This is a genomic window from Streptosporangium saharense, from assembly GCF_014203715.1.
GTDB lineage: Bacteria > Actinomycetota > Actinomycetes > Streptosporangiales > Streptosporangiaceae > Streptosporangium > Streptosporangium saharense.
In genome coordinates, this window is sequence record NZ_JACHJP010000001.1 from 1,548,940 (window position 1) to 1,569,770 (window position 20,831).

The 20,831-nt window shown below is 68.5% G+C and carries 16 protein-coding genes and 1 pseudogene; 3 read left to right on the forward strand and 14 right to left on the reverse strand.

The features are described from left to right. Window positions 1–142: 142 nt before the first annotated feature. The 7 genes and pseudogenes from FHS44_RS07465 to FHS44_RS42700 all read right to left on the reverse strand — a co-directional run bounded on the left by FHS44_RS07465 (window position 143) and on the right by FHS44_RS42700 (window position 10,522). Window positions 143–412, reverse strand: a complete 270-nt coding sequence (locus FHS44_RS07465) for an ion channel (protein WP_184713101.1) — start codon at window positions 410–412, stop codon at window positions 143–145. Between the two features lie 667 nt (window positions 413–1,079). After that, window positions 1,080–1,995: pseudogene (locus FHS44_RS42695) on the reverse strand (IS5 family transposase). A gap of 977 nt (window positions 1,996–2,972) precedes the next feature. Continuing rightward, entirely contained in the window at window positions 2,973–6,221 is a 3,249-nt protein-coding gene (locus tag FHS44_RS07475) for a chitinase C-terminal domain-containing protein (RefSeq protein WP_246435339.1), read from the reverse strand. A 310-nt stretch (window positions 6,222–6,531) separates the two neighbouring features. Beyond that, entirely contained in the window at window positions 6,532–7,716 is a 1,185-nt protein-coding gene (locus FHS44_RS07480) for an SfnB family sulfur acquisition oxidoreductase (protein WP_184713103.1), read from the reverse strand. A gap of 94 nt (window positions 7,717–7,810) precedes the next feature. Further along, the gene (locus FHS44_RS07485; protein ID WP_184713104.1) at window positions 7,811–9,028 is read right to left on the reverse strand and encodes an acyl-CoA dehydrogenase family protein; all 1,218 of its coding nucleotides are present in this window, start codon (window positions 9,026–9,028) and stop codon (window positions 7,811–7,813) included. Window positions 9,029–9,075: 47 nt separating this feature from the next. Beyond that, complete coding sequence (gene sfnG / locus FHS44_RS07490; protein ID WP_312863555.1) at window positions 9,076–10,170, reverse strand: dimethylsulfone monooxygenase SfnG; 1,095 nt, start codon at window positions 10,168–10,170, stop codon at window positions 9,076–9,078. 268 nt (window positions 10,171–10,438) lie between these two features. Beyond that, on the reverse strand, window positions 10,439–10,522 hold the full coding sequence (locus FHS44_RS42700; protein ID WP_352001415.1) for a putative leader peptide: 84 nt from the start codon (window positions 10,520–10,522) through the stop codon (window positions 10,439–10,441). Between the two features lie 382 nt (window positions 10,523–10,904). Here FHS44_RS42700 and FHS44_RS07495 point away from each other — a divergent pair, with 382 nt between their 5' ends. Together FHS44_RS07495 and FHS44_RS07500 are read left to right on the forward strand one after the other, a co-directional pair. Continuing rightward, a complete protein-coding gene (locus FHS44_RS07495; protein WP_184713106.1) occupies window positions 10,905–11,585 on the forward strand; it encodes a pyridoxamine 5'-phosphate oxidase family protein in 681 nt (226 codons plus the stop codon). 4 nt (window positions 11,586–11,589) lie between these two features. Then, the gene (locus FHS44_RS07500) at window positions 11,590–12,720 is read left to right on the forward strand and encodes a globin domain-containing protein (protein ID WP_184713107.1); all 1,131 of its coding nucleotides are present in this window, start codon (window positions 11,590–11,592) and stop codon (window positions 12,718–12,720) included. Here FHS44_RS07500 and FHS44_RS07505 read toward each other — a convergent pair. From FHS44_RS07505 to FHS44_RS07525, 5 genes are all read right to left on the reverse strand, one after another. Next, window positions 12,715–13,533: an MBL fold metallo-hydrolase gene (locus tag FHS44_RS07505; RefSeq protein ID WP_184713108.1), complete on the reverse strand. Its 819-nt coding sequence runs from the start codon at window positions 13,531–13,533 to the stop codon at window positions 12,715–12,717. The genes FHS44_RS07500 and FHS44_RS07505 overlap by 6 nt on opposite strands. A gap of 40 nt (window positions 13,534–13,573) precedes the next feature. Then, window positions 13,574–13,804 (reverse strand): hypothetical protein, encoded by a 231-nt coding sequence (locus FHS44_RS07510; RefSeq protein ID WP_221460370.1) that lies wholly within the window; start codon window positions 13,802–13,804, stop codon window positions 13,574–13,576. Beyond that, window positions 13,801–14,949, reverse strand: coding sequence for an inorganic phosphate transporter (locus tag FHS44_RS07515; RefSeq protein WP_184713109.1), 1,149 nt, complete (start codon window positions 14,947–14,949; stop codon window positions 13,801–13,803). Before FHS44_RS07515 ends, FHS44_RS07510 begins: the two co-directional genes overlap by 4 nt. A 112-nt stretch (window positions 14,950–15,061) precedes the next feature. Next, entirely contained in the window at window positions 15,062–15,961 is a 900-nt protein-coding gene (locus tag FHS44_RS07520; protein ID WP_184713110.1) for a serine/threonine-protein kinase, read from the reverse strand. Window positions 15,962–15,985: 24 nt separating this feature from the next. After that, window positions 15,986–17,890 (reverse strand): N-6 DNA methylase, encoded by a 1,905-nt coding sequence (locus FHS44_RS07525; RefSeq protein ID WP_184713111.1) that lies wholly within the window; start codon window positions 17,888–17,890, stop codon window positions 15,986–15,988. A gap of 84 nt (window positions 17,891–17,974) precedes the next feature. Here FHS44_RS07525 and FHS44_RS07530 point away from each other — a divergent pair, with 84 nt between their 5' ends. Then, on the forward strand, window positions 17,975–18,772 hold the full coding sequence (locus FHS44_RS07530) for a PP2C family protein-serine/threonine phosphatase (RefSeq protein ID WP_184713112.1): 798 nt from the start codon (window positions 17,975–17,977) through the stop codon (window positions 18,770–18,772). 49 nt (window positions 18,773–18,821) lie between these two features. Here FHS44_RS07530 and FHS44_RS07535 read toward each other — a convergent pair whose 3' ends face one another. Then, window positions 18,822–19,652, reverse strand: a complete 831-nt coding sequence (locus FHS44_RS07535) for a phosphoribosylaminoimidazolesuccinocarboxamide synthase (RefSeq protein ID WP_184713113.1) — start codon at window positions 19,650–19,652, stop codon at window positions 18,822–18,824. A gap of 336 nt (window positions 19,653–19,988) precedes the next feature. Then, entirely contained in the window at window positions 19,989–20,750 is a 762-nt protein-coding gene (locus FHS44_RS07540) for a PP2C family protein-serine/threonine phosphatase (RefSeq protein ID WP_184713114.1), read from the reverse strand. Window positions 20,751–20,831: the final 81 nt, after the last annotated feature.

Genomic DNA, 20,831 nt, shown 5'->3' on the forward strand with positions numbered 1-20,831 from the left:
CCTGAGGCAGGTTTGAGGTGCAAGGGTGGCTGGACGCAGGTCGAGTTCGCCGGTTAGGCCTGTTCCGATGGCATGCGGCGGTCGTTGTAAAACGCAGATGAGGCGCTGGTGCGATCCTCAATGACCTGTGTCGCTTGCAGAGCTAGTCATTGGAGGAACTGTTACTGGAACGTCCTGCTGTCTGGATGGCGCCTGCAAAGGCCGACAAAAGGAAGAGTGCATAAATGAAGTTGAGTGCTAATTGCATCATTACGAGCACCTTGCCTAGAGGGGTGATTGGATCAAGGTCGCCATAGGTCATAGCCGTCGCCCATCCAAAATAGAAGGCGCTGATGACATCCAGTTTCCCGACGCCAAAATTCTGTGGCTGCTGCTGAGAAAAGTAGAGGTAGATGACGGAGAATCCATACACGCTAAGAGCGTAGGAAGATATGCCGGCGAGTGCGGAATATGAGGGGGAGGATTTTGTGGAGGTGTCGATTCTGCTGACCGTGAGGAAGAGGCGAAAGGCTCGTGGGAGGCGTGGGTTTATCGAATACAGTCCACAGACTGACTCGAATGCCCATAGTGAGACGAGCATCCACACTTGGATGAACATGAAAATTCCGAAACATAGCGCGATTATTCCGCTGAATCCGGGTGAAGGGTTGCTTGCTACCCATATCGGAACGACGAATAAATAAAAAAGTGCTAACAGGGTCATGATGACTTGGATGGCCACCCGGGCCGCAGGTCTCTGTGCCTGGTTGCGAGCCCACTGGATGGCTCCTAGAATCATAGGTCTCTGTTTCTGTATACGGAGCCGTCGGATAGCCCCTCGGATCACATGCCTCTGCATCTGGCTATGGTTGCATAAGTGCATGCTTGTGCGCTCGTAGTGCGTTCATTTTGTGATGATCGAAGAGGTTCTCTTAACGGATTTAGCTGTGTGCCACCGAGTATATGAGGAGACGTGTGCCGATCTAGGGGCGTCAGCGAAGGCGGAAAGCGTTGAGACGCAAGGAGAGGGTCCCGTTTCCAGTCGTAGAGAGGTGTTTCGGGAACTTCCACTGGTAGGGCTCTAGGTCCTGTCCTTTAGATCATGGGACTGGATCGCGAAGCCAGATCCTGATCGAGGCGACATCGACGGTGCCCTGGTAGATGCGTTCACGCTTATCGGTGCGAAGGGCAACCGCACGATGGCCCTTCAGCTTGTTGACACACCGCTCGGCGGTGTTGCGCTCCTTGTACCACTCGACGTCGAAGGCGGGCGGCCGCCCACCCCTGCGCCCTTGCCTGAGACGATTGACCCGCTGATCCCTCTTGATCGGAATGACCGCCGTGATACCGCGTCGGCGCAGGTAGGCACGGTTGGCGCGAGAGGAGTAGGCCTTGTCGGCCAGCACCCGCGCCGGACGGCGACGAGGACGACCCAGGCCACGACGCCGGATGCGCACCCGCTCCAGCACCCGCCGGAAATCTCCAGCACCCGCCGGAAATAAGGACTGTCGCCGTGCTGGCCAGGGCTGACGATCACCACGATCGGACGGCAGCGCCGGTCGGCGACCAGGTGAATCTTGGTGCTCAACCCACCTCGTGAACGGCCCAGCGCCTCCCGGCCCGTGGCCGGTCTGTGATCTACGCCGTCCCCCTGGGCGGGAAATCGGCCGGGGGCACATGACGGGCTCCGGCGGCGTGCTGATGGGCACGCACCACGGTGGAATCCACACTCACCGTCCAGTCCGCGCCCTCGGCCTCATCACACCCCGCGCGCAGCCCGTCCAGGATCTTCTCCCAGGTACCGTCCATCGACCAGCGACGATGCCGGTTGTAAACCGTCTTCCGGTTTCCATAGCAGGGCGGCAGATCACGCCAGGTGAGGTTGGTCCGGACCCGGAAGAAGACCCCGTTGATCACCATCCGGTGATCGGCCCACCGGCCGCCCTGACGAGGGTTGACCGGCAACAGCGGCGACAGCCGTTCCCACCCGGCATCGGTCAGGTCATGACGATTCAGGCGATCTTCCACCGGACTGATCTATACCAAACCACCATCAAAGATCCACGGGACACGCCCTAGAGCCTAGATGCCTGGTAGAGCACGCAACTAGCTTCTAGACAGTCCTCTAGACCTAGAGGACACCCCCTCTAGGTCTAGAGGTTCGAGAAGGCCGTCTCCTCGCTGGGTGTCTAACTGGCCTCGTCGCCAAGAGCGCGATCGACCATGCCGTGCCAGACGTGGTCATGGCCGTCCACGCACTTGGCGTAGATCTTGAGCAGGACTTCCACGCTGTGTCCTGCCCACTCGGCTACTTGGGTCGCTGGGATTCCGGCGTTGAGCCGTAGGGACACACCCGCGTGCCGCAGGTCGTATGGCCGTCGCGCCAGCTCACTTTCGACTTGGGCGGGGGTGAGCGCCAGGTGGCGCGCAGCCTTCCAAGTTCGAGCGTAGGCCCACGCTTGGAGCACACCTCCGTGCTCGGTGCGGAACAGGCGTCCGTCGGGGCCGCGCCGTACCGGGCGATGTGTCGGCGCAGGATCGTCACCAGCTCAGGCGGGGTCCTGGCCCTTCGGGGAAGACCTTTCAGCCTGCGGGCTTCCCGGGCCTGGCCGTTGTCTGTCCGCTCGGTTCCCACGACGGGGCGGGAGTCGCCGAGTATGGGCCGTCCCCATCTCTGCTTGGGGATATTCGGCACGTTGAGCTGAGCAAAGGCTGAGGATCGGTCGAAGGTGAACAGGCGCTTCGCCGAGGCAGGGCACGGCGTGGGCGGCCAGGAGGAAGAAACGGGGGAGGAGAAGGGCGCCAGGATGTCCTGGAGGGACGTGTCCAAGTAGAGGGCGCGGCCTCGCGCGGACGGTCTTTCCGACAGTCGTCACCGCGGACCTCCACCTTGAGGGAAACGCGTCCCCTGGCGTCGTCGTTCGGATATCGGCTCAGGCGTGGAACATTCCGCCCGGCCGCGTGGCCGGGCGGAATGGGTTAGGGAAGGAAGGTCATCGGGGGTTGTCGGTGGCTATTCGGTAGGACTTGCCGCCGAATGTCACGACGAAGTTCGACGGGGTCGCGATCGGCAGGTCGTATCTGAGTTGGACCTCCTTCGACTGCCCCGGGGCGATGCTCTCCCAGGTCGGAACCGTCAGCCGGATCCGATGGAAGTCACCCTTGAGGCCGCCGACGTTCGGTCCCGTGTGTCCGGTCGAGACCACAGAGAGCGTCCAACCCGTCTGCTGGGTCATGGTCGCCGGGGCCGAGGTGCCGTAGTCGAACTCGATGGTGGCACCGCCGGGGATCGTCGTCGTCGAGTTGTTGGTGAACTTGAACTTGGGGGAGATCGGGTAGTTGGCGTCGCCGACCGCGAAGCCGTACAGGTCGGCCTGGACGTTGAGGGTCTCGGTCGGCATGGTCCTGGTGCCGGCCTTCAGGTTCCCGTACGGCGCGGCCGTCTTGAAGGTGTTGTAGATCTTCGTGGTGAGGGTGTCACCGATGAAGTACTCGCCCTTGCCGCTGTCACGCTCCGGGTAGTAGGCGTAGTCGCCCGCCAGCTCCCAGATCATGATGCCGCCCATGCCCTTGTTGGCCACGTAGTCGGCCTTGGCCTGGATGGACTGGTCGTCCTCGGTGGACAGGTAGACCTTCTTGTCGTTGTTCCACAGCCAGGGGGCGACCATGGAGGAGGAGTACTTGCGCACGTAGGTGCCCGAGATGCGGTCGGTCGGGTCGGTGTCGGGCGTGAGGCCGTACTGGGTGATGTAGCTGCCCTGCTTGCCCTCCTGCAGGTTCTTGAAGTGCCAGACCGGGTTGACGCCCGCCGGGACCTCCTTGCCCGCCTTGTCCAGGTCGTGCCAGAGGTTGTCGATGCCGATCGCGCCGTCACCGCACGGCACCGTGGAGCCGATCTTGCCTCCGGTGCCCTCGGGACAGTTCTTCTGGTCGGGCAGGGCGGAGGTGCCCCAGAGGCCGTCGGTTCCTCCGGTGACGCGTTGCCATCCCCGGCTGTAGTAGCCGACGCCCAGGTTGATCCGGCCCGCCTGCATGGCGCCGCGCAGGTGGTGGAAGGCCCAGTCGCCGTTCATGTAACCGATGCCGCTGTAGGTGCCGTAGACGTTCCAGTGCTTCATCTCGGCGTCGGTGCCGTCGTCGTAGAGAGCCTGCAGCGGGCCGACGAAGTGGTTCCACGCCCCGTGCAGGTCGTAGGTCATCATGTTGGCGTAGTCGAGGTAGGGGGTGACCTGGTAGGTCTCGCTGCCGCGCAGGATCCAGCCGGAGGCGGTGGTCGCCGCGGTGAGCAGGTAGTACTTGCCGTCGGCCGCCGCGGCGGCGTCCAGCTTCTGACGCAGGGTCTTCATCAGGTTGACGTAGCCCGCCATGAGCGTCGCCCTGCGCGGGTTGGAGAAGCTGAAGTCGTCGGGGTTACCGGCGTTGGGGGCGGAGGTCGCGTACTCGTAGTCGATGTCGAGACCGTCGAAGCCGTAGTCCTTGAGGAACTTCACGGCGGAGTCGGCGAAGGTGTTGATGCTCGCCTGGGAGCTGGCCATCGTGTAGAAGCCACCGCTGGCCTGCCGTACGCCGTTGTCGTCGATGTAGCCACCGGTCTCGGCCCAGCCACCGACGGACAGGATCGTCTTGACGTTGGGGTGCTGCTTCTTGAACTTGTTGAGCAGGTTGAAGTGGCCCTTGTAGGAGTAGGCCGGGTCCATCTCGGCCCCGGCTATGCCCGGCCACTCCATGCCGATGGAGGGGTTGTTCGCGATGGGCGAGCCCACCGAGACCTTGCCCTGCCCGTCGATGTGCGCGAAGGCGTAGTTGATGTGGGTGATCTTGTCCCAGGGGATGTCCTTGGCGAGGTAGGCGGGGGAGCCGTCCTTGCCGGTACGCCAGCTGGTGAAGTAACCCACCACGCGGCGCGGGTGGTCGGCGCCCATCTTCTCGCGGCCGTTGGTGTCATAGACGGTGCAGTACGGCACGCCGGTCACGCCGGGCGACTGGTAGAGGCCGTCGGGCCTGCAGGCCGACTGGTCGGTGGGCAGCTTGTCGGTGCGGGCGGTGACCGTCGCCGAGAAGCCGGACTGGTTACCGGCCGCGTCCTTGGCGCGGACCTTGAAGGTGTACTCGGTGTCCTCGGTCAGTCCGCTGACGGTCGCGGTCGTGGCGGGCGGGGTCCCGGTGACGACGGTTGCCGAGGCGTTGCCGTTGTAGACCTCGTAGGAGACGACGCCCTTGTTGTCGGTCGAGGCGCCCCAGGTCAGGGTCACGCTGTTGTTGGTCTTGCCGGTCGCCGTCGGCGTGCCGGGGGTCGTCGGCGGCTCGGTGTCCGGCTTGTCGGTGCGGGCGGTGACCGTCGCCGAGAAGTCGGACTGGTTACCGGCGCCGTCCTTGGCGCGGACCTTGAAGGTGTACTCGGTGTCCTGGGTCAGTCCGCTGATCGTGGTGGTCGTCGCGGGCGGCGTCCCCGTCACTGTGGACGCCGACGCGTTGCCGTTGTAGACCTCGTAGGCGGTGACACCCCTGTTGTCGGTCGAGGCGCCCCACTGCAGCGTGACGCTGGTGGTCGTCCTCGCGGTCACGGTCGGCGTTCCGGGGGTGGTCGGCGCCTCGGTGTCGGGGGTCTCGTCCTTGAGGGTGCGTACGGTGGTCGAGGGGGAGGAGGGCGACTCCTGGCCCGCGGTGTCCTTGGCCTTGACGGAGAAGGTGTACTCGGTGTCGGGCGTGAGGCCGTTCACCGTCGCGGAGGTGGTCGTCACCGAGGTGACCTTGGCGGTCCCCTGGTAGACGTCGTAACCCGAGACGCCCTTGTCGTCGGTCGAGGCGGCCCAGGTCAGGGCCACGCTGTTGGTCGTCGGCGTCGCGACGGGCTTGCCCGGCGCGGTCGGCGGGGTGTCCGGCGGCGGTCCGCCCTCGCACGGGTTGCCGTTGATCTTGCAGTTGGCCGGGGGCGTGGTCGGTCCCATGCCGACGAAGCCGAAGCTGTTGCCGCCGGTGCTGCCACCCGCGGGCACGTTGGCGTTGGCGCTGCTCGGCTTCACGGTCACGTGGCTGCCGCTGACGGTCGGCGTGCCGTTCCACCAGTTGCCGATGGACTGGCCGGAGTTGAGGTCGAATTCGAGGGTCCAGGTGGTCGCCGCCGAGTCACCGGCGTTCTTCACCTCGTAGGTGCCCTGCCACCAGGTACCACGGTCGGAGGCGGCGAACTTGGCGGTCAGCGATGCCGCGGCATGCGCGGCGGGCGCACCGACCACGGCCATTCCCACCGTCGCGGCTCCATACAGGACCGCGACGGCGACTGTTCTCCATGAACGGAGACGGGACATCGTGCTTCCTCTCTGGCGAAGCAGCTAAGGAGTGTCCCCCGAGGTCGTTCTCGCGCGCGTGTGACCTTCCCGGCGGGCGGTGTATCCGCTCGTCAGGGAAGCAACAAACAAGAAACCTTCTTATTTAATTCGGGAAGCTACTCGCGCTGACATACACCGTCAACCCTCGGTTTTTCTATATGTCCGGACATATCCATCCGGTGACCGGGGGCGCGAAGCACGACGATCCCGTACGGCAGGCGGCTCAGAGAAGGCCGTGCCTGGGCGGCAGAGTGCCGTTGAGCAGGTGACGGCCGATGTGCTGCACCTTCCACCTGGCCGGGTCGTGCAGGGTGTGGGTCCTGGCGTCCCGCCAGAAACGGTGCAGGTTGAGGCCGTCCAGCGCGGAGCGGGTTCCGGCCAGCTCGAAAAGGGCGCCGCTGATCTCGACGGCGGCGCTCGCGGCGAAGGCCTTGGCCGCGGCCACCGCGATGGACGCCTCTGCGGCGCTCTCGTCAGTGAGACCGGCGGCCGCGGAGTCCACGGTCCTGGCGCCCGTCGTCAGCAGCGCCTCGGAGGCGCGAAGCTGGATGCTCAGCTCACCGAAGCGCTGGATGAGCAGCGGATCCTCGGTCGCGCTCTCGTAACCGCTCTCGAACCAGGGCCTGCTTCTGGTGCGGACGAACTCGGCGGCCTCGGCCAGGGCCGCGGCGGCGATGCCCACGTCGATGGCGGTGTGCAGGAGCTGGGCGACGGCGCCGTGTAACTGCGGCCCCTGGAAGGTCAGGTGGTGCGGCACGATCCTGTCGGCGGGCACACCGACCCGGTCGAGCTTGACGGTCCCGCTGGCCGTGGTGCGCTGGCCCATGCCGTCCCAGTCGTCGACGACGGTCAGGCCGTGCGCGTCACGCGGCACGTAGGCGACGTGGAGTGTGTCGTCCTCGGCGCGGGCGAGCACCGGGATCCAGTGCGCGAACAGCGCGCCGGTCGAGTAGTGCTTGACGCCGCTGAGCAGGAACGAGCCGTCGGGCTCGGGGACGAGCCTGGTGCGGATGTCCTGGACGTGCTTGGTGCCCGCCTCGGACTGGGCGTTGCCGAACCTGCGTCCGGCGAGCACCTCGGCGAAGAAGAACTCCCGCTGCGCGGGGGTGCCCTGACGGCGCAGGACGTTGACGTAGACGAAGTGGCTCTGCGGGATCTGCGCCAGGCTCGGATCGCCGGAGGCCAGCAGCCGGAAGACCTCGGCCAGCGTCTCGTGGCGGACATCGGCGCCACCGTGGTCAGCGGGAACGGTGACGCCGAGCAGCCCGCTCGCCGAGAGCCGCTCCACCTCGGCGTGCGGGAGCTTCCTCGCCGAGTCCCGCTCAGCGGCGCCCGCGCCGAACTCGGCGGCCAGCCTCCGCGCCGTCTCCAGCGCCTCGGCGTCGTCGGCGATCACATGAACGGTCACGGCGAGAGCTCCAGGGGTGTGGGGCCGGGGCGTGACCGGTCGTGGCCGTCCGTGTCGGCCGCGACCGGTCACGCGGTCACCGGAGGGAGGATGGTCAGGAGTACCAGGTCGGCTCGGGGATCTCGCCTGTCAGGACGAACCGCCCGACCTCCCGGCGCTTGTAGGCGACCGGGTCGTGCAGGGTGTGGGTGCGGACGTTGCGCCAGAACCGGTCGAGCCCCTCGGTGCTCGTGGTCGCCCGCGCGCCGGTGACCTCGAAGATCCGGCCGGTGATCTCAAGGGAGACCTCGGTCGCCACGGCCTTGGCGGCGGCGGTCCGCACCTCGAACTCCCCGCGCGTGGCCTCGGTCACCGCGTCCGGGTCGCCGTGTAGCCTCTCGCCCTCCTCGGCGATCCGGTCGGCCAGCGCCTCGGCCGCCCAGAGCTTGGCGGTCAGGTCGCCGTAGGCGTCGATGACGTACGGCTCGTCCACCGCGTTGTCGTATCCGCCGTGCAGCCAGGATCGGGACTTCGTCCTGGTGTAGGCCGCGGCCGTCTCCAAGGCGCCCGCCGCGATGCCGAGGTAGAGGTTGACGAAGACGAGCTGGATCGTCGGGACGTTGAGGGTGTTGTAGACGCGCGGCTGGAACACCTTGTCCACGAACCCGGCCGCCGACGACCAGGGGGTGCGGACGCCGTCGAGGGTGACGCTTCCGCTCTCGGTGAGCCGCTGGCCGATGTTGTCCCAGTCGTCGTGGAAGGTCAGCCCCGCGCTGTTGGAGGGCACGATCGCGAAGATGTGCGTCTGCGTCCCTTCGAGCACCCCTTCGAGCACGGTCACGTCGGAGACCTTGCTGCCCGTCGAGAACGACTTGCGCCCGGTGAAGACCAGCTCTTCACCGTCCTCGGTGACCACGACGTCGTTGTCGCGCGGGTTGACCGCGCCGCCGAAGAACCACCGGTTGCGCGCGGCTTCTGCCTCGACGTGCTCCCACTGCTCCCGGGTGCCGACCAGCCTGGCCGCCCAGTTCCACAGGTAGTGGTAGCCGAGCAGTTGACCGACGGAGCCGTCCGCCTTGGAGATCTCCCGGACGACGCGGTAGGCGGTCGGCCAGCTCTGGCCCCCACCCCCGTGCTCCGCGGGCCCGAGCAGGGTGACGAGCCCGGATTCCTTCAACAACCGGACCTCGGCGTACGGCGTCGCCCCCGCCTTGTCGCGGGCGGCGGCGTCGGTCGACAGCACGGCGGCGACCTCGGCGGCCCGGTCGATCCAGCCCTGCGGGCTGTCGGGGAAGGGCTCGGTCTGCCAGGCGGAAGGAGTGACGGCGGTCATTGACGGACCTCTCGTTCGGCTGACGGTCGGAATTTTTCGAAAGCGGTTCAGGAGCCGAGTACGGCGTGCTCGGGCAGGTGGGACTCCAGCTCGCGCACGAGCGGCAGCACCCGCCTGCCGAAGTACTCGACCTCCTCCTGGTAGTGCAGGAAGCCCAGCAGGAGGAGGTCGACGCCGAGCCGCCGGTAGGCGACGATCCGCTCGGCGACCTGCTCGGGGGTGCCGATCAGGCCGGTGCGGAACCCGTCGTTGTACTGGACGAGGTCCTCGAAGGTCGAGTCCTGCCACATGCCCTTGCCGTCGGCGGTCGAGCGGCCCGCCTGTCTGACGGCGTCGCCGAAGCCGTGCACGGCCTCGACGTCGGCCTTGGCGACGATCTCCCTGAGGGTCTCGCGGGCCTCGGCCTCGGTGTCGCGGGCGACGAGGAAGCCGTTGAGACCGAAGCGGGGCGGACGGCGCCCCACGCTCTCGGCGGAGGCGCGCACGTCGGCGAGCTGTTCGAGGACGCCGTCGAAGTCTCTTCCGTTGCTGAAGTACCAGTCGGAGACCCGGCCTGCCATGGCGCGGGCGGCGGTCGAGTTGCCGCCCTGGAAGATCTCCGGGTGCGGGCGCTCTGCCGAGTTCAGCGGCTTCGGCTTGAGGGAGAAGTCGCGGATCCGGTAGAAGTCCCCGGCGATCTCGGCGTGGTCCTCGGTCCAGATGGCCCGCAGGGCGCGGATGAACTCCTCCGAGCGGCGGTAGCGCTCGTCGTGTTCGAGCCACGGCTCGCCGAGGGCGGTGAACTCGCCCTTGAACCAGCCGCTGACGACGTTCACCGCGAACCGGCCACCCGACAGGTGGTCGGCGGTCGCGCCGAACTTGGCCAGCACCCCCGGGTGCCACAGGCCGGGATGGATCGCGGCGATGACCTTCAGACGTTGCGTGGCCAGCAGCAGGGCCAGGCTGAAGCCGGTCGACTCGTGCTGGTACTCGGCGCCGTAGCTGGCCATGTAGCGGACCTGGCTGAGGGCGTAGTCGAAGCCGTTCTCCTCGGCGAGGACGGCCAGGTCGCGGTTGTACTCGTAACTCCAGTCCGTGCGTTGTTCGATCCGGCTGGTGACCAGGCCGCCGCTGACGTTTGGCACCCAATAGGCGAATCGCACGGGTTCTGGGGAGGGTGGTTCGGACATCGAAAGGCTCCCGGCACGTGGAGGAGGGCACGACGGACGAAGGCGGTTTCTCGCCGGGTGTCCGCCGTTCACGGCAGAGGGGAAAAGGGAACGGAAAAGCACCGTGGCGAATTCACATGCGATGCCGTACCGCCGGAAAGAGAAATTCCCGGTGCGGTGGGGATGAGGGGGCAAAGCCGTGAACGCCAGGCGGAGAAAGAGAGAAATGCCTGGTGGGAAGGGGTGAGAGGGGGAAGAGCTCTCAGGACTGGGGACGACAGATGGCGCTGGAGACGCGGGCGAGATCGACGTGTCGGCGCCGCGTCAGAGCCTGTCGCTTCGTCATGCGAGTAAGAGTATCCGAGTCGTCACCGGCCGTCGAGAAGGTGTTTGTGTTTTCCTTCGCGGTTTTTTTGTTAATTTCGGCGAAACATATGCGGTGGTCCGTCCCCGGGACGGCTCGGCGGAAGAAGTTGGCGCGGCTGTGTTTGGTCGCCCGCGCATCGGGTACCGGGGACGGCTGTGTCTGAAGCGACCGATGTGACAGCCGAAGGAAAGTTTCGTAAACATTCAAGACATGCGCGATTTGTGGTCTAGGCTCCAACGCCTGTGTGGGCAAGGAGACGGGCTTCGAAGCGCTCCCACCGGAGGCAGGGCCGGTGCACGCCCATGTCACAGACCGCGTCGCGGGCCACGGGGCCGCGACGGATGGGAGCGATGTCGAGTTGATGGACCAGCACACGCCGCGCGGCGGCCTGGACGACGGGGAGCACCTCCCCGGTTCGAGGGGGGAACACGTGCTCCAGCTCCTGTTCGCCACCCGTGACAGGGCCAGCAGGTTCTACGAACGCCAGGTCACCGACCGTCTGACGCCGCAGATGCGGGAGTTCGTCGCCCGGCAGGAGATGGTCTTCGTGGGTACGGCTGACGCCTCGGGCAACTGCGACACGACCTTCCGCGCCGGTCCCCCCGGGTTCGTCAGGGTCCTCGACGACACCACGCTCGCCTACCCGGAGTTCCGGGGCAACGGCGTGCTCGCCAGCCTTGGCAACATCATGGAGAATCCGCACCTCAGCCTGCTGTTCGTGGACTTCTTCGAGGACCTCGTGGGGTTGCACGTCAACGGCTCGGCGACCATCGTCACCGCCTACGACGCCGCCCGCCGCCACGGCCTCGCCGACGAGGACATGACGGCCCCCGGACGCCGGGCTGAGCGCTGGGTCAGGATCGAGGTCGAGGAGGCCTACATCCACTGCTCGAAGCACATTCCGCTGCTGACCAGACAGGAGCGCGGCGGCCAGCGCGGACCACGGCGCAGACCCTCGGGGGAGGACCACTTCGGCGTCGGCCGCCTCGGGGAGCGGCCCGCCGAACGGGAGCGGGAAGAGGCGGGGAAGCCGGCCGGGTGACGACATGATGATCGACATCGGGCTGATCCGCCACAGCTGGCTGCTCGTCGCGCCCGCGGCCGAGAAGGTCGCCATGCACTTCTACGGCAGGCTCTTCTCCGAGTATCCGCAGATCCGTGAGCTCTTCCCGCCCGCGATGGACGTGCAGCGCGACCGCCTGCTCCGGGCTCTGACCCAGGTGGTGCTCGGCCTGGAGAACGGCGAGTCGCTCGACGAGTATCTCGGCCAGCTCGCCAGGGACCACCGCAAGTACGGCGTGCGCCCCGAGCACTATCCCGCGGTCGGCCACTGCCTGGTGGCCGCGATGCGGGCCAACGCCGGGGGAGGCTGGCTGCCCGCCTACGACGAGGCGTGGATGAGCGCCTACCGCTACATCTCCGAGGTGATGATCCAGGCCGCCGAGCAGGACGCCGAGCACGCGCCGCCCTCCTGGATCGGCACGGTCGTCTCCCACGAGATGCGCACCCCCGACATCGCCGTGATCCACGTCGAGCCCGACCAGCCCTACCCTTTCAGGGCCGGTCAGTACGCCACCCTGCAGACCGCGCAGTGGCACAAGGTGTGGCGGCCTTACTCGATCGCCAACGCCCCCAGACACGACAACCGCCTGTCCTTCCATGTGCGGGCCGTACCGGGCGGATGGGTCAGCACGGCGCTGGTGCGGCACACCCGGCCCGGGGACATCGTCCTGATCGGCCCGCCGAGGGGGACGTTCTCGCTGGAGAAGGCGCACACCTCGCACCTGGTGTTCCTGGCGGGCGGCACGGGCCTGGCCCCGCTCAAGGCGCTCGTCGAGGAGTCGGCGTGGGCGCCGGACCGCCCCTCCATCGACCTCTTCCACGGCGTACGGCACAGCGAGGAGGCCTACGACGTCTACGACCTGCGGCGGCTGCGGGCCCAGCACAAGCGGCTGCGGATCATCCAGGCCGTCTCCGAGGACCCCGGCCACTGGCCGAGGCACACCGCCGTCGACGCCCTCGAATATCACAGGATCGTCCCCGACGGGGACGTCTACGTGTGCGGCTCGCAGGAGATGGTGCGCAACACGGTCCTGCGCCTGCTGGCCATGGGGGTGCGCAGCGAGCGCGTGCACACCGAGTTCAGCGGGGAGCACCCCAGCTTCGTGCCCTCATGACACGCGGCCCAGGGCGACGAGGGTGGTCTCACGCGGATAGGGCGACAGCCGTACGGCGTGCTCCCGGTCAAGAGCGCCCGAGGCGACCGCGCGGCAGAGGTCGGCGACGGCGGCGATCTCCGCGCGCTGGGTGAGGACGAATCCGCGCCCGACCGGGTCGCCGTGGCCGGGCACGACCTTCGTCGCCGTGGAGGTCCCCGGCAGCGCGAGCAGCCCGTCGAGGGCGTTGGGCCACGCCAGGGGATCGGCGTCCTCGTAGTCGGGCGGCGCGCCGTTCTCCACCAGGTCACCGGCGAAGACCACGTCCGCGTCCGGCACGTGGACCACGAGGTCGTTGCCGGAGTGGCCGGGGCCGAAGTGGGCCAGCACGATCCTCCTGCCCCCGGCGGTGATCTCGGCCCCCGAGGTCACCAGGCGGTCGGGCAGCGCGATCTCGGTGCCCGCGAGGTCGTCGGCGACGTCGTCCTGCCCGCGCTCGCGGTACCACCGCGCCCAGGTCTCCCTGGCCGAGGGGCCGTTGGCCACCAGGTCGGTACGGCAGGCCTCGTGCGCCCAGACGGGACAGTCGAGGAAGGCGCCCGTCCCGAAGCTGTGGTCGAAGTGCGAGTGGGTGATCACCACAGTCCACGGGTCCCGGGTGACACGCCGTATCTCGGCGGCCAGTTCCGCGCCCTGCCGCGCGTCGCCCCGGGTGTCGACAACCAGGCAGCCGCCGTCGCCGAGGACCAGCCCCACGGACAGGTCGAGCTCACTGTGGCGCCGCACCAGCACCCGGTCGGCGACCTCGATCCAACGTCCCTCCACGGAGGGCATTCTCCCGTACGGCCCGCGCGGCCGGGCCGTACGGGAAGGCTCACTTGGCGAGCATGACCCAGATGCCGAGGACGACACCGGCGGCGACGACCAGGAAGCCGGTCACTGCGACGACCCAGCCGAGGGGACGGCCACCGCCACCCTCGGAGGTGGGCCGGGTGGCGGCCAGGCCCGCCAGGGCGACGGAGAAGACCGCGACGAGCCCCGCGCCACCGGCCAGGGCGGCGACCAGGACCCGCCACAGGGCGTCGAGGTCGAGGTAGGCGTTCATCGCACGGTCTCCTTCACCGGGGCCGGGGTCCTGCCGGTCCACTCGGCGTTGACGTTGGCGGCGTTCACCGTGCTGCGGCGGGAGGCGAGATACAGGCCGACCCCCCCGAGCAGCGCGAGCAGGAAGATCACGGTCACCCCGCCCGCGCCGCCGATGAGGTCGGCGCCCTTCCACGCGACGGCGCCCACGATGGCCGCGGCGGGCAGCGTCAGCAGCCACGCGGTGGCCATCTGACCGGCCACGTGCCAGCGCACCTCGGCCAGCCGCTTGCCGAGTCCGGAGCCGATCACCGATCCCGCGCACACGTGCGTCGTGGACAGCGGGAAGCCGAAGTGGGAGGAGGCGAAGATGACCGCGGCCGAGGAGCCCTCCGCGGCGAAGCCCTGCGGTGTCTCGATCTCGGTGAGGCCCTTGCCGAGGGTGCGGATGATCCGCCAGCCGCCGATGTAGGTGCCCAGGGCGATGGCGCTCGCGCTGCAGACGATCACCCACAGCGGCGGTCCCGCGTCCTTGCCGAGGGTGCCGTTGGCGATCAGGGCGAGGGTGATGATGCCCATGGTCTTCTGGGCGTCGTTGGTGCCGTGGGCGAGCGAGACCAGCGACGCCGATCCGATCTGGCCGATCCTGAACCCTCTGGTGCGGATCCCGTCGGGGACCTTCCTGGTGATGACGTAGACCAGGAAGGTCCCTATGGTCGCGACCAGGATGGCGGCCAGCGGCGCCAGGACGGCGGGGATCAGCACCTTGGAGACGATGCCCGCCCCCTTCACGGCCGAGGTGCCCGCGGCGATCAGCGTCGCCCCGACGACCCCGCCGATCAGCGCGTGGGAGGAACTGGAGGGGATACCGAAGTACCAGGTGAGGAGGTTCCAGGCCAGGCCGCCGACGAGCCCGGCGAAGACCACGGTGAGGGTGATGGCTCCCGCCTCGACGATGCCGGTCGCGATGGTCGCCGCCACGGCCAGGGAGAGGAACGCTCCGAGGAAGTTGAGGATCGCCGCGAGCGCGACGGCGATCTTGGGACGCAGCGCGCCGGTGGCGATCGAGGTCGCCATCGCGTTGGCCGTGTCATGGAACCCGTTGGTGAAGTCGAAGGCGAGCGCGGTGGCCACCACGACTCCCAGCAGCACGGTGTTGGAGTCCATAGGAGCTGTATGACCCTATAGTCGCCAATGACCCTTAAAGTCCGGCCTTAATTGGAAAATTCATTCTTTATATGCCTGTTTGGCCATAAGGTGTCGCCTGGGCGGGCCGGGGTCAGGCCAGCACGCGGCCGACCATCCTGGCGTACATCCGCCCCGGACTGGGCACCGACGGCGGGTTGAGGAAGCCGGGCAGCATCGGCAGGTCCACGGCGAAGGGCTGAAGGCGCTCGTAGAGGACCTCCGCCCCCGAGGGCCGCCGCTCCGGGTCCTTCTCCAGCAGGTCCTGGATCAGCCGGTTCAGCTCGGCCGGGACGCCGCCGACGGCGGGCGGACGCTCCTTCACCTGGCGCTCGAACACGGCGTACTCCGTCGGGCCGGTGAACAGTTGCTCGCCCGTCAGCATCTCGTGGATCACGCACCCCAGGGCGTACAGGTCGCTGCGGGGATCGACGACGCCGCTCTGGATCTGCTCGGGGGCCATGTAGGCGGGCGTCCCGACGATCTGCCCGACCCGGGTGAACTGCTGGGTGGTCGAGTCGGACTCACGGAGCATGGCCAGGCCGAAGTCCAGCACCTTGACGCTGCCGTCGGGGCAGAGCATCAGGTTGGTCGGCTTCAGGTCGCGGTGGTAGATGCTCAGCGCGTGGGCCGCGGCCAGCACCGCGCACGCCTGCGCGGCGATGGCGGCGGCCCAGGGGACCGGCAGCGGGCCGTGCTCGCTGAGCAGGTCGGCCACGGTCACGCCCGCGATGAACTGCATCACCTGGAACAGCCGGTGGTCGAAGGTGCCGAAGTCGTACAGGACGGGGGCACCGGGATGCTCAAGCCTGGCCAGGATGCGCGCCTCACGCAGGAAGCGCCGCTTCATCTCCTCGTCAGGACCGGTGACGAGCCGCAGGAACTTGACGGCGACCCTGCGGTCGAGATGTCTGTCGTGTCCCGCGTAGACGGCACCCATGCCGCCCTGGCCGAGCGGGAGGTCGTCGAGCACGTACCGGTCGCCGATGACCATCCGGTCCTCCAAGCCCGCGGAACATCACACTCCTTGGTCGCACGGCCGCAGATGACCGTCGACCAGTCCGTCAAAGCCTAACCGGATCAAGGTTTCCCCCAGCGCCGCCGTCTCGCGCAATCTGTCCTCAAGGGAGAACAGTTCACGGAAGGCCGCGCCGTAGCGGCGTTGCTCGGCCAGGGGAAGCATCGGCACCCTCGCCCGCCGTACGTCGAGACGGCTTGAGCTGGGGTGGATCCGCGCCGCGTCCGCCGAGCGGAGGAAACCGGCGAGGAAGTCGGCGTCGAGCCGCTCGGGATCGACCCGGTAGAGCGTGAGCTGCGGCCCGAGCGCGGCCCCGCTGCGCGTGATCACCCGCACCGCGCCCATGACGGTCGTCACGACGTCGCCCGGCATGACCATGACCGGCGCCGGGTCCGGGGTCGTCCTGCCCGAGGGGGCGGTGCCCAGGACGGTGTCCTCGGCGGTCAGCACCGGCAGCGGGCCCTTCTCGACGGACATCTTCGGCGGGGCCTGCAGGATGGTGATCAGCCCCGCCTTGGCCAGCTCGCCCACGGTCGTCGTCGGCAGGTCCTGCCGCTCGGTGAGCGGTTCGAGGGCGAAGGGCGCCCCGGAGGAGCCGGAGAGCGTCGCCGAGGTGTCCCTGAAGCGGTCGAGCGCCCCGGTGAAGTCACGCAGGAAGTCGGGGCCGCCCTGCTGCGGGCGGACGCGCGCCAGGCTGAGATCGACCTCGTCGTCGAGCAGGTCGATGATCCGCACCGTACGGCTCTCGCCGTTCGCCTCGGCCTCGGGGTCCTCGCCGTAGGCCCGCCAGGCGGGCTCGACGACCGACAGGTTCTCGCTGGCGTCCACGACCAGGAGCTGGGAGGGGGGCCGCTCCCCGTCGGGGCGGCGCAGCAGCCACAGGTCGGGGCCGCCCGCGCCCAGCGTGACCACCGCCCGCAGCGCCCCCGCGCGCAGCAGGTTGCCCCTGATCCGCTTGCCGGGACGACGGCTCGCCGCAGCGGCGGGCATCAGGATCGCCACCAGGCCGCCGGGCCGTACCCGCGCCAGGCAGTGCTGCACCCAGGCCAGCTCGGACTCCCCGCGCGGCGGCAGGCCGTACTCCCAGCGGGGGTCGCCGGTGAGGTCCTCGTAACCCCAGGCGCGCTCGTTGAACGGCGGGTCGCACACCACCGCGTCGGCCAGCTCGTCCGACAGGCCGTCCTCGCGGAGCGAGTCACCCGCGACGACCCGGGCGTCCGCCCCCCGCAGCAGCAGCCTGACCGCGGTGAGCAGCGCGTTCGTCTCGTTGATCTCCTGGCCGAGGGCGCTCCTCGCGTGCAGCAGGAGGGTCCCGACCCCGCAGGCGGGGTCGAGCACGGTGCCACCGTCCTGTACGGCAAGGCGGTGCATGAGGGCGGCGACGTCGTCCCTGGTGACCGAGAGCCTGCGGGAGTGGGCCTCGACGTAGCGCTCGCAGAGGAACTCGAAGGCGGGCAGCGGCCCGTGCTCCGCGGCCAGCTCGGCGACCAGGCGCAGCAGCCCGGGATCGTCCAGGGGTGCGGGGGAGCCGGGCAGGTCGGCGGTCACCTCGGCGAGCCGCGACAGGGAACGTCTGCCCTGCTCGCGCCAGGCCCGGGGCTCGCGGTGCAGGAACAGCAGGAAGGCCCCGACGCTGCCGACCAGGTCACCGAGGCGCAGGTCGTCGGCCGAGGTGCGCAGCCGCTGCCAGACCAGGTCGCCGAGGGAGACCTCGAAACTCTTGCCGTTACGGCGCAACCACGCGGCGATCTCGGGCAGGGAGTAGAGCGGGCTGGAGGTGGTTCCGCCGACCGGCCGGGGGAAGTCGTCGTGGCGGCGGCGCCAGTTGCTGACCGCGGCACGGCCGACGGCGGCGAGCCGGGCGATGTCGCCCGCGTTCACCGTGATGTCCTGGCTCTCCTCCATACTGGGCCAGAGTAGTTCACTGTGCCGCAACGGTCTACAACAGCTTTGCTTGTGAAGTGCTTCAACCAATGCTTTACTGCCTTCATGGCACTGAACGAAGCACCGGCACTGCGCTACGCCGCCCGCTCGGATGTCGGCGTCCGCCGCGAGACGAACGAGGACTCGGGCTACGCGAGCGCGCGCCTGCTGGCCATAGCGGACGGCATGGGCGGACACGCCGGCGGGGAGATCGCCAGCTCCCTCGCCGTCACCGCCCTCGCGGCGCTGGACGACAGTCTCCCGCACGGCGGCGTCGATCTGGTGACCACCATCAAGAACGCCGCGCGGGACGTCAACCACGCGCTGAGGGAGAGGAGCGAGCAAGACCCAACCCTGAAGGGGATGGGAACCACCTTCACCGCCATGCTCTGGGACGGCGCCTCCTTCGCGCTCGCCCACGTCGGAGACTCCCGCGCCTACCTGCTGCGCGGGGGCGCTCTCTACCAGATCACCCACGACCACACCCTGGTCCAGTCACTGGTCGACGACGGCCGGATCACCCCGGAGCAGGCGGCCGAACATCCGCGCCGCTCCATGGTGCTGCGGGTTCTTGAGGGCACCGGGGACGGCGAGCTCGACCTGTCGCTGCGCGAGGCCAAGCTCGGCGACCGCTATCTGCTGTGCTCGGACGGCCTGACCGCCGTGGTCGGTCCGGAGACCCTGTTCAACACGCTGAGCGACATCGACGACCCCGACGAGGTCGCCAGGTGGCTCATCGACCTGGCAAACCGGGGCGGCGGGCCGGACAACATCACCTGCGTCGTGGCCGACTTCGGCGTCCACCCCGTCTCGGCGAACCGGTTCGTCGTCGGTGCCGCCGCCGAGCGGAGACTTTCCCTGTGACCGGTACGGCGGGCGGATCGGAGGCCGACCCGCCGTACCGGCCCGGGATCTACCAGTTTCTGCCGGTGATGCGCTCGTAGGCCTCGATGTAGCGGGCCCTGGTGGTCTCCACGATCTCCTCGGGCACCTCGGGGGCGGGCTCCTTCTTGTCCCAGCCACTGCTCACGGCCCAGTCGCGGACGAACTGCTTGTCGAAGGAGAACTGCGGGCGTCCCGGCTCCCACCGGTCGGCGGGCCAGAAGCGCGAGGAGTCCGAGGTGAGCACCTCGTCGCCGAGCACCAGCGTGCCCTCGGCGTCCCGGCCAAGCTCGATCTTCGTGTCCGCGATGATCACACCGCGCCCGCGTGCCAGCTCCGCGCCGCGCCGGTAGATCTCAAGGGTGATCCCGCGCAGCTCGGCGGCGGTCTCCGCGCCCTCCTTGGCCACCACGTCGTCGAAGGTGATGAACTCGTCGTGCTGCCCGAGCGGCGCCTTCGTGGTCGGCGTGAAGATCGGCTCGGGAAGCTGAGAGCCATCGACCAGGCCGGGCGGCAGCTCGACCCCGGAGACCGCGCCGCTCACCCGGTACTCCTTCAGACCGGAGCCCGTGAGATACCCCCTGGCGATGCACTCGACCTGCACCATCTCCAGCCGCCTGCACCGTACGGCCCGGCCCTCGAACTCGGCGGGCACGTCGGTGGCGGAGATGACGTGGTTGGGCACGACGTCCGCGAGCTGCTCGAACCACCACAGGGAGAGCTGGGTGAGGATCTTCCCCTTGTCGGGGATTGGCGTGGGCAGGATCACGTCGTAGACCGAGATCCGGTCGGAGGCCACCAGGACGATGTCACCCCGGTCCTCGTAGACGTCGCGGACCTTCCCTGAGTGGAGGAGCTTCACTGTTCCCTAATCCCCTGAGATCGCTCGGCGCGGTGGCCACGACGGCACCGTCCGCTGGCTGACACGTGTCCTGGCGTCAACAGCGTAGTGGCGCGGGGATGAGAGCCGGGGCGGTGGGTCCACGCGCCCCGGTCTCGGGGACGAGGGTCAGGCGGGCCTTGTGATCATGATGGCCAGCCCGACGAGGATCACGACCGGGATGAGCCACACGATCGCCTCGATGGCGAATTCCTTGTACACGACGGACATCCCTCCGGGGTGGCGATCGTCACGGGAACGCTGAGCACCGACGATAGCGTCTGCCCAGCGCCGCGACCAGAACCTCAGGAGGGCCCGTCAGGAGGGGATGGCCGAGCCGACGACGACCGGTGTGTCGGTGGGGGCTCCCTCGACGACCTCGGCGACCACGCAGGTGATGTTGTCGGGGCCGCCCGCCTCGCAGGCCAGGTCGATGAGCTGCCGCGTCACCTCGCCCAGGTCGTCCACCTCCGCCAGCACGTGGCGCAGCCGTTCGGCCTCGACGACCCCGGACAGGCCGTCGGAGCACAGCAGGTAGCGGTCGCCGACCTCGGCGTCCCGCAGCGACAGGTCGGGGTCGGTGTTGTCGCCGCCGTCGAGGACCTGCAGCAGGATCGACCGGTGCGGGTGCCTGGCGGCCTCCTCGGCGGTGATCCGGCCGTCGTCGAGCAGCGTCTGCACCAGGGTGTGGTCGTAGGTGATCTGGTAGAGGTCGCCGTTGCGCAGCAGGTAGGCGCGGGAGTCGCCGATGTGGGCAAGCGCCACCCGGGGGCCGTCCCACAGCATCAGCGTCAGCGTCGTGCCCATCCCGGAAAGGGACGGATCCTGCTCGACCAGCTCGCGCAGGCGCTGGTTGGCCTTGCGGATCCCGGCCTCCGCGGCGGCGCCCAGCTCGCTCGGGCACTCGTGGTCCAGGTAGGCGACCGCGGCGATCGCCGCCGAGCTGGCGACCTCCCCGCCCACGTGACCGCCCATCCCGTCGGCGACGGCGAGCAGCCGGGCGCCGGCGTACCCGGCGTCCTCGTTGCCCTGGCGGACACGGCCGACGTCGGAACCGGCTGCGTAGCGGAGCGTGATCATCTGCTCACCACTGGAAGGTCGAGTTGCACGAGCGGGTCGCTTTCGGGCGGTGGAATCGGCACGGTCGAACCGAGATGTTCC

What these genes read in the sequence shown, in the direction of transcription:
- FHS44_RS07475 (WP_246435339.1), bottom strand. Translation starts at nt 6,221, where the DNA reads ATGGCCGTGGTCGGTGCGCCCGCCGCGCATGCCGCGGCATCGCTGACC.
- FHS44_RS07485 (WP_184713104.1), bottom strand. Translation starts at nt 9,028, where the DNA reads ATGACCGCCGTCACTCCTTCCGCCTGGCAGACCGAGCCCTTCCCCGAC.
- FHS44_RS42700 (WP_352001415.1), bottom strand. Translation starts at nt 10,522, where the DNA reads ATGACGAAGCGACAGGCTCTGACGCGGCGCCGACACGTCGATCTCGCC.
- FHS44_RS07495 (WP_184713106.1), top strand. Translation starts at nt 10,905, where the DNA reads ATGGACCAGCACACGCCGCGCGGCGGCCTGGACGACGGGGAGCACCTC.
- FHS44_RS07500 (WP_184713107.1), top strand. Translation starts at nt 11,590, where the DNA reads ATGATGATCGACATCGGGCTGATCCGCCACAGCTGGCTGCTCGTCGCG.
- FHS44_RS07505 (WP_184713108.1), bottom strand. Translation starts at nt 13,533, where the DNA reads ATGCCCTCCGTGGAGGGACGTTGGATCGAGGTCGCCGACCGGGTGCTG.
- FHS44_RS07510 (WP_221460370.1), bottom strand. Translation starts at nt 13,804, where the DNA reads ATGAACGCCTACCTCGACCTCGACGCCCTGTGGCGGGTCCTGGTCGCC.
- FHS44_RS07515 (WP_184713109.1), bottom strand. Translation starts at nt 14,949, where the DNA reads ATGGACTCCAACACCGTGCTGCTGGGAGTCGTGGTGGCCACCGCGCTC.
- FHS44_RS07520 (WP_184713110.1), bottom strand. Translation starts at nt 15,961, where the DNA reads ATGGTCATCGGCGACCGGTACGTGCTCGACGACCTCCCGCTCGGCCAG.
- FHS44_RS07525 (WP_184713111.1), bottom strand. Translation starts at nt 17,890, where the DNA reads ATGGAGGAGAGCCAGGACATCACGGTGAACGCGGGCGACATCGCCCGG.
- FHS44_RS07530 (WP_184713112.1), top strand. Translation starts at nt 17,975, where the DNA reads ATGGCACTGAACGAAGCACCGGCACTGCGCTACGCCGCCCGCTCGGAT.
- FHS44_RS07540 (WP_184713114.1), bottom strand. Translation starts at nt 20,750, where the DNA reads ATGATCACGCTCCGCTACGCAGCCGGTTCCGACGTCGGCCGTGTCCGC.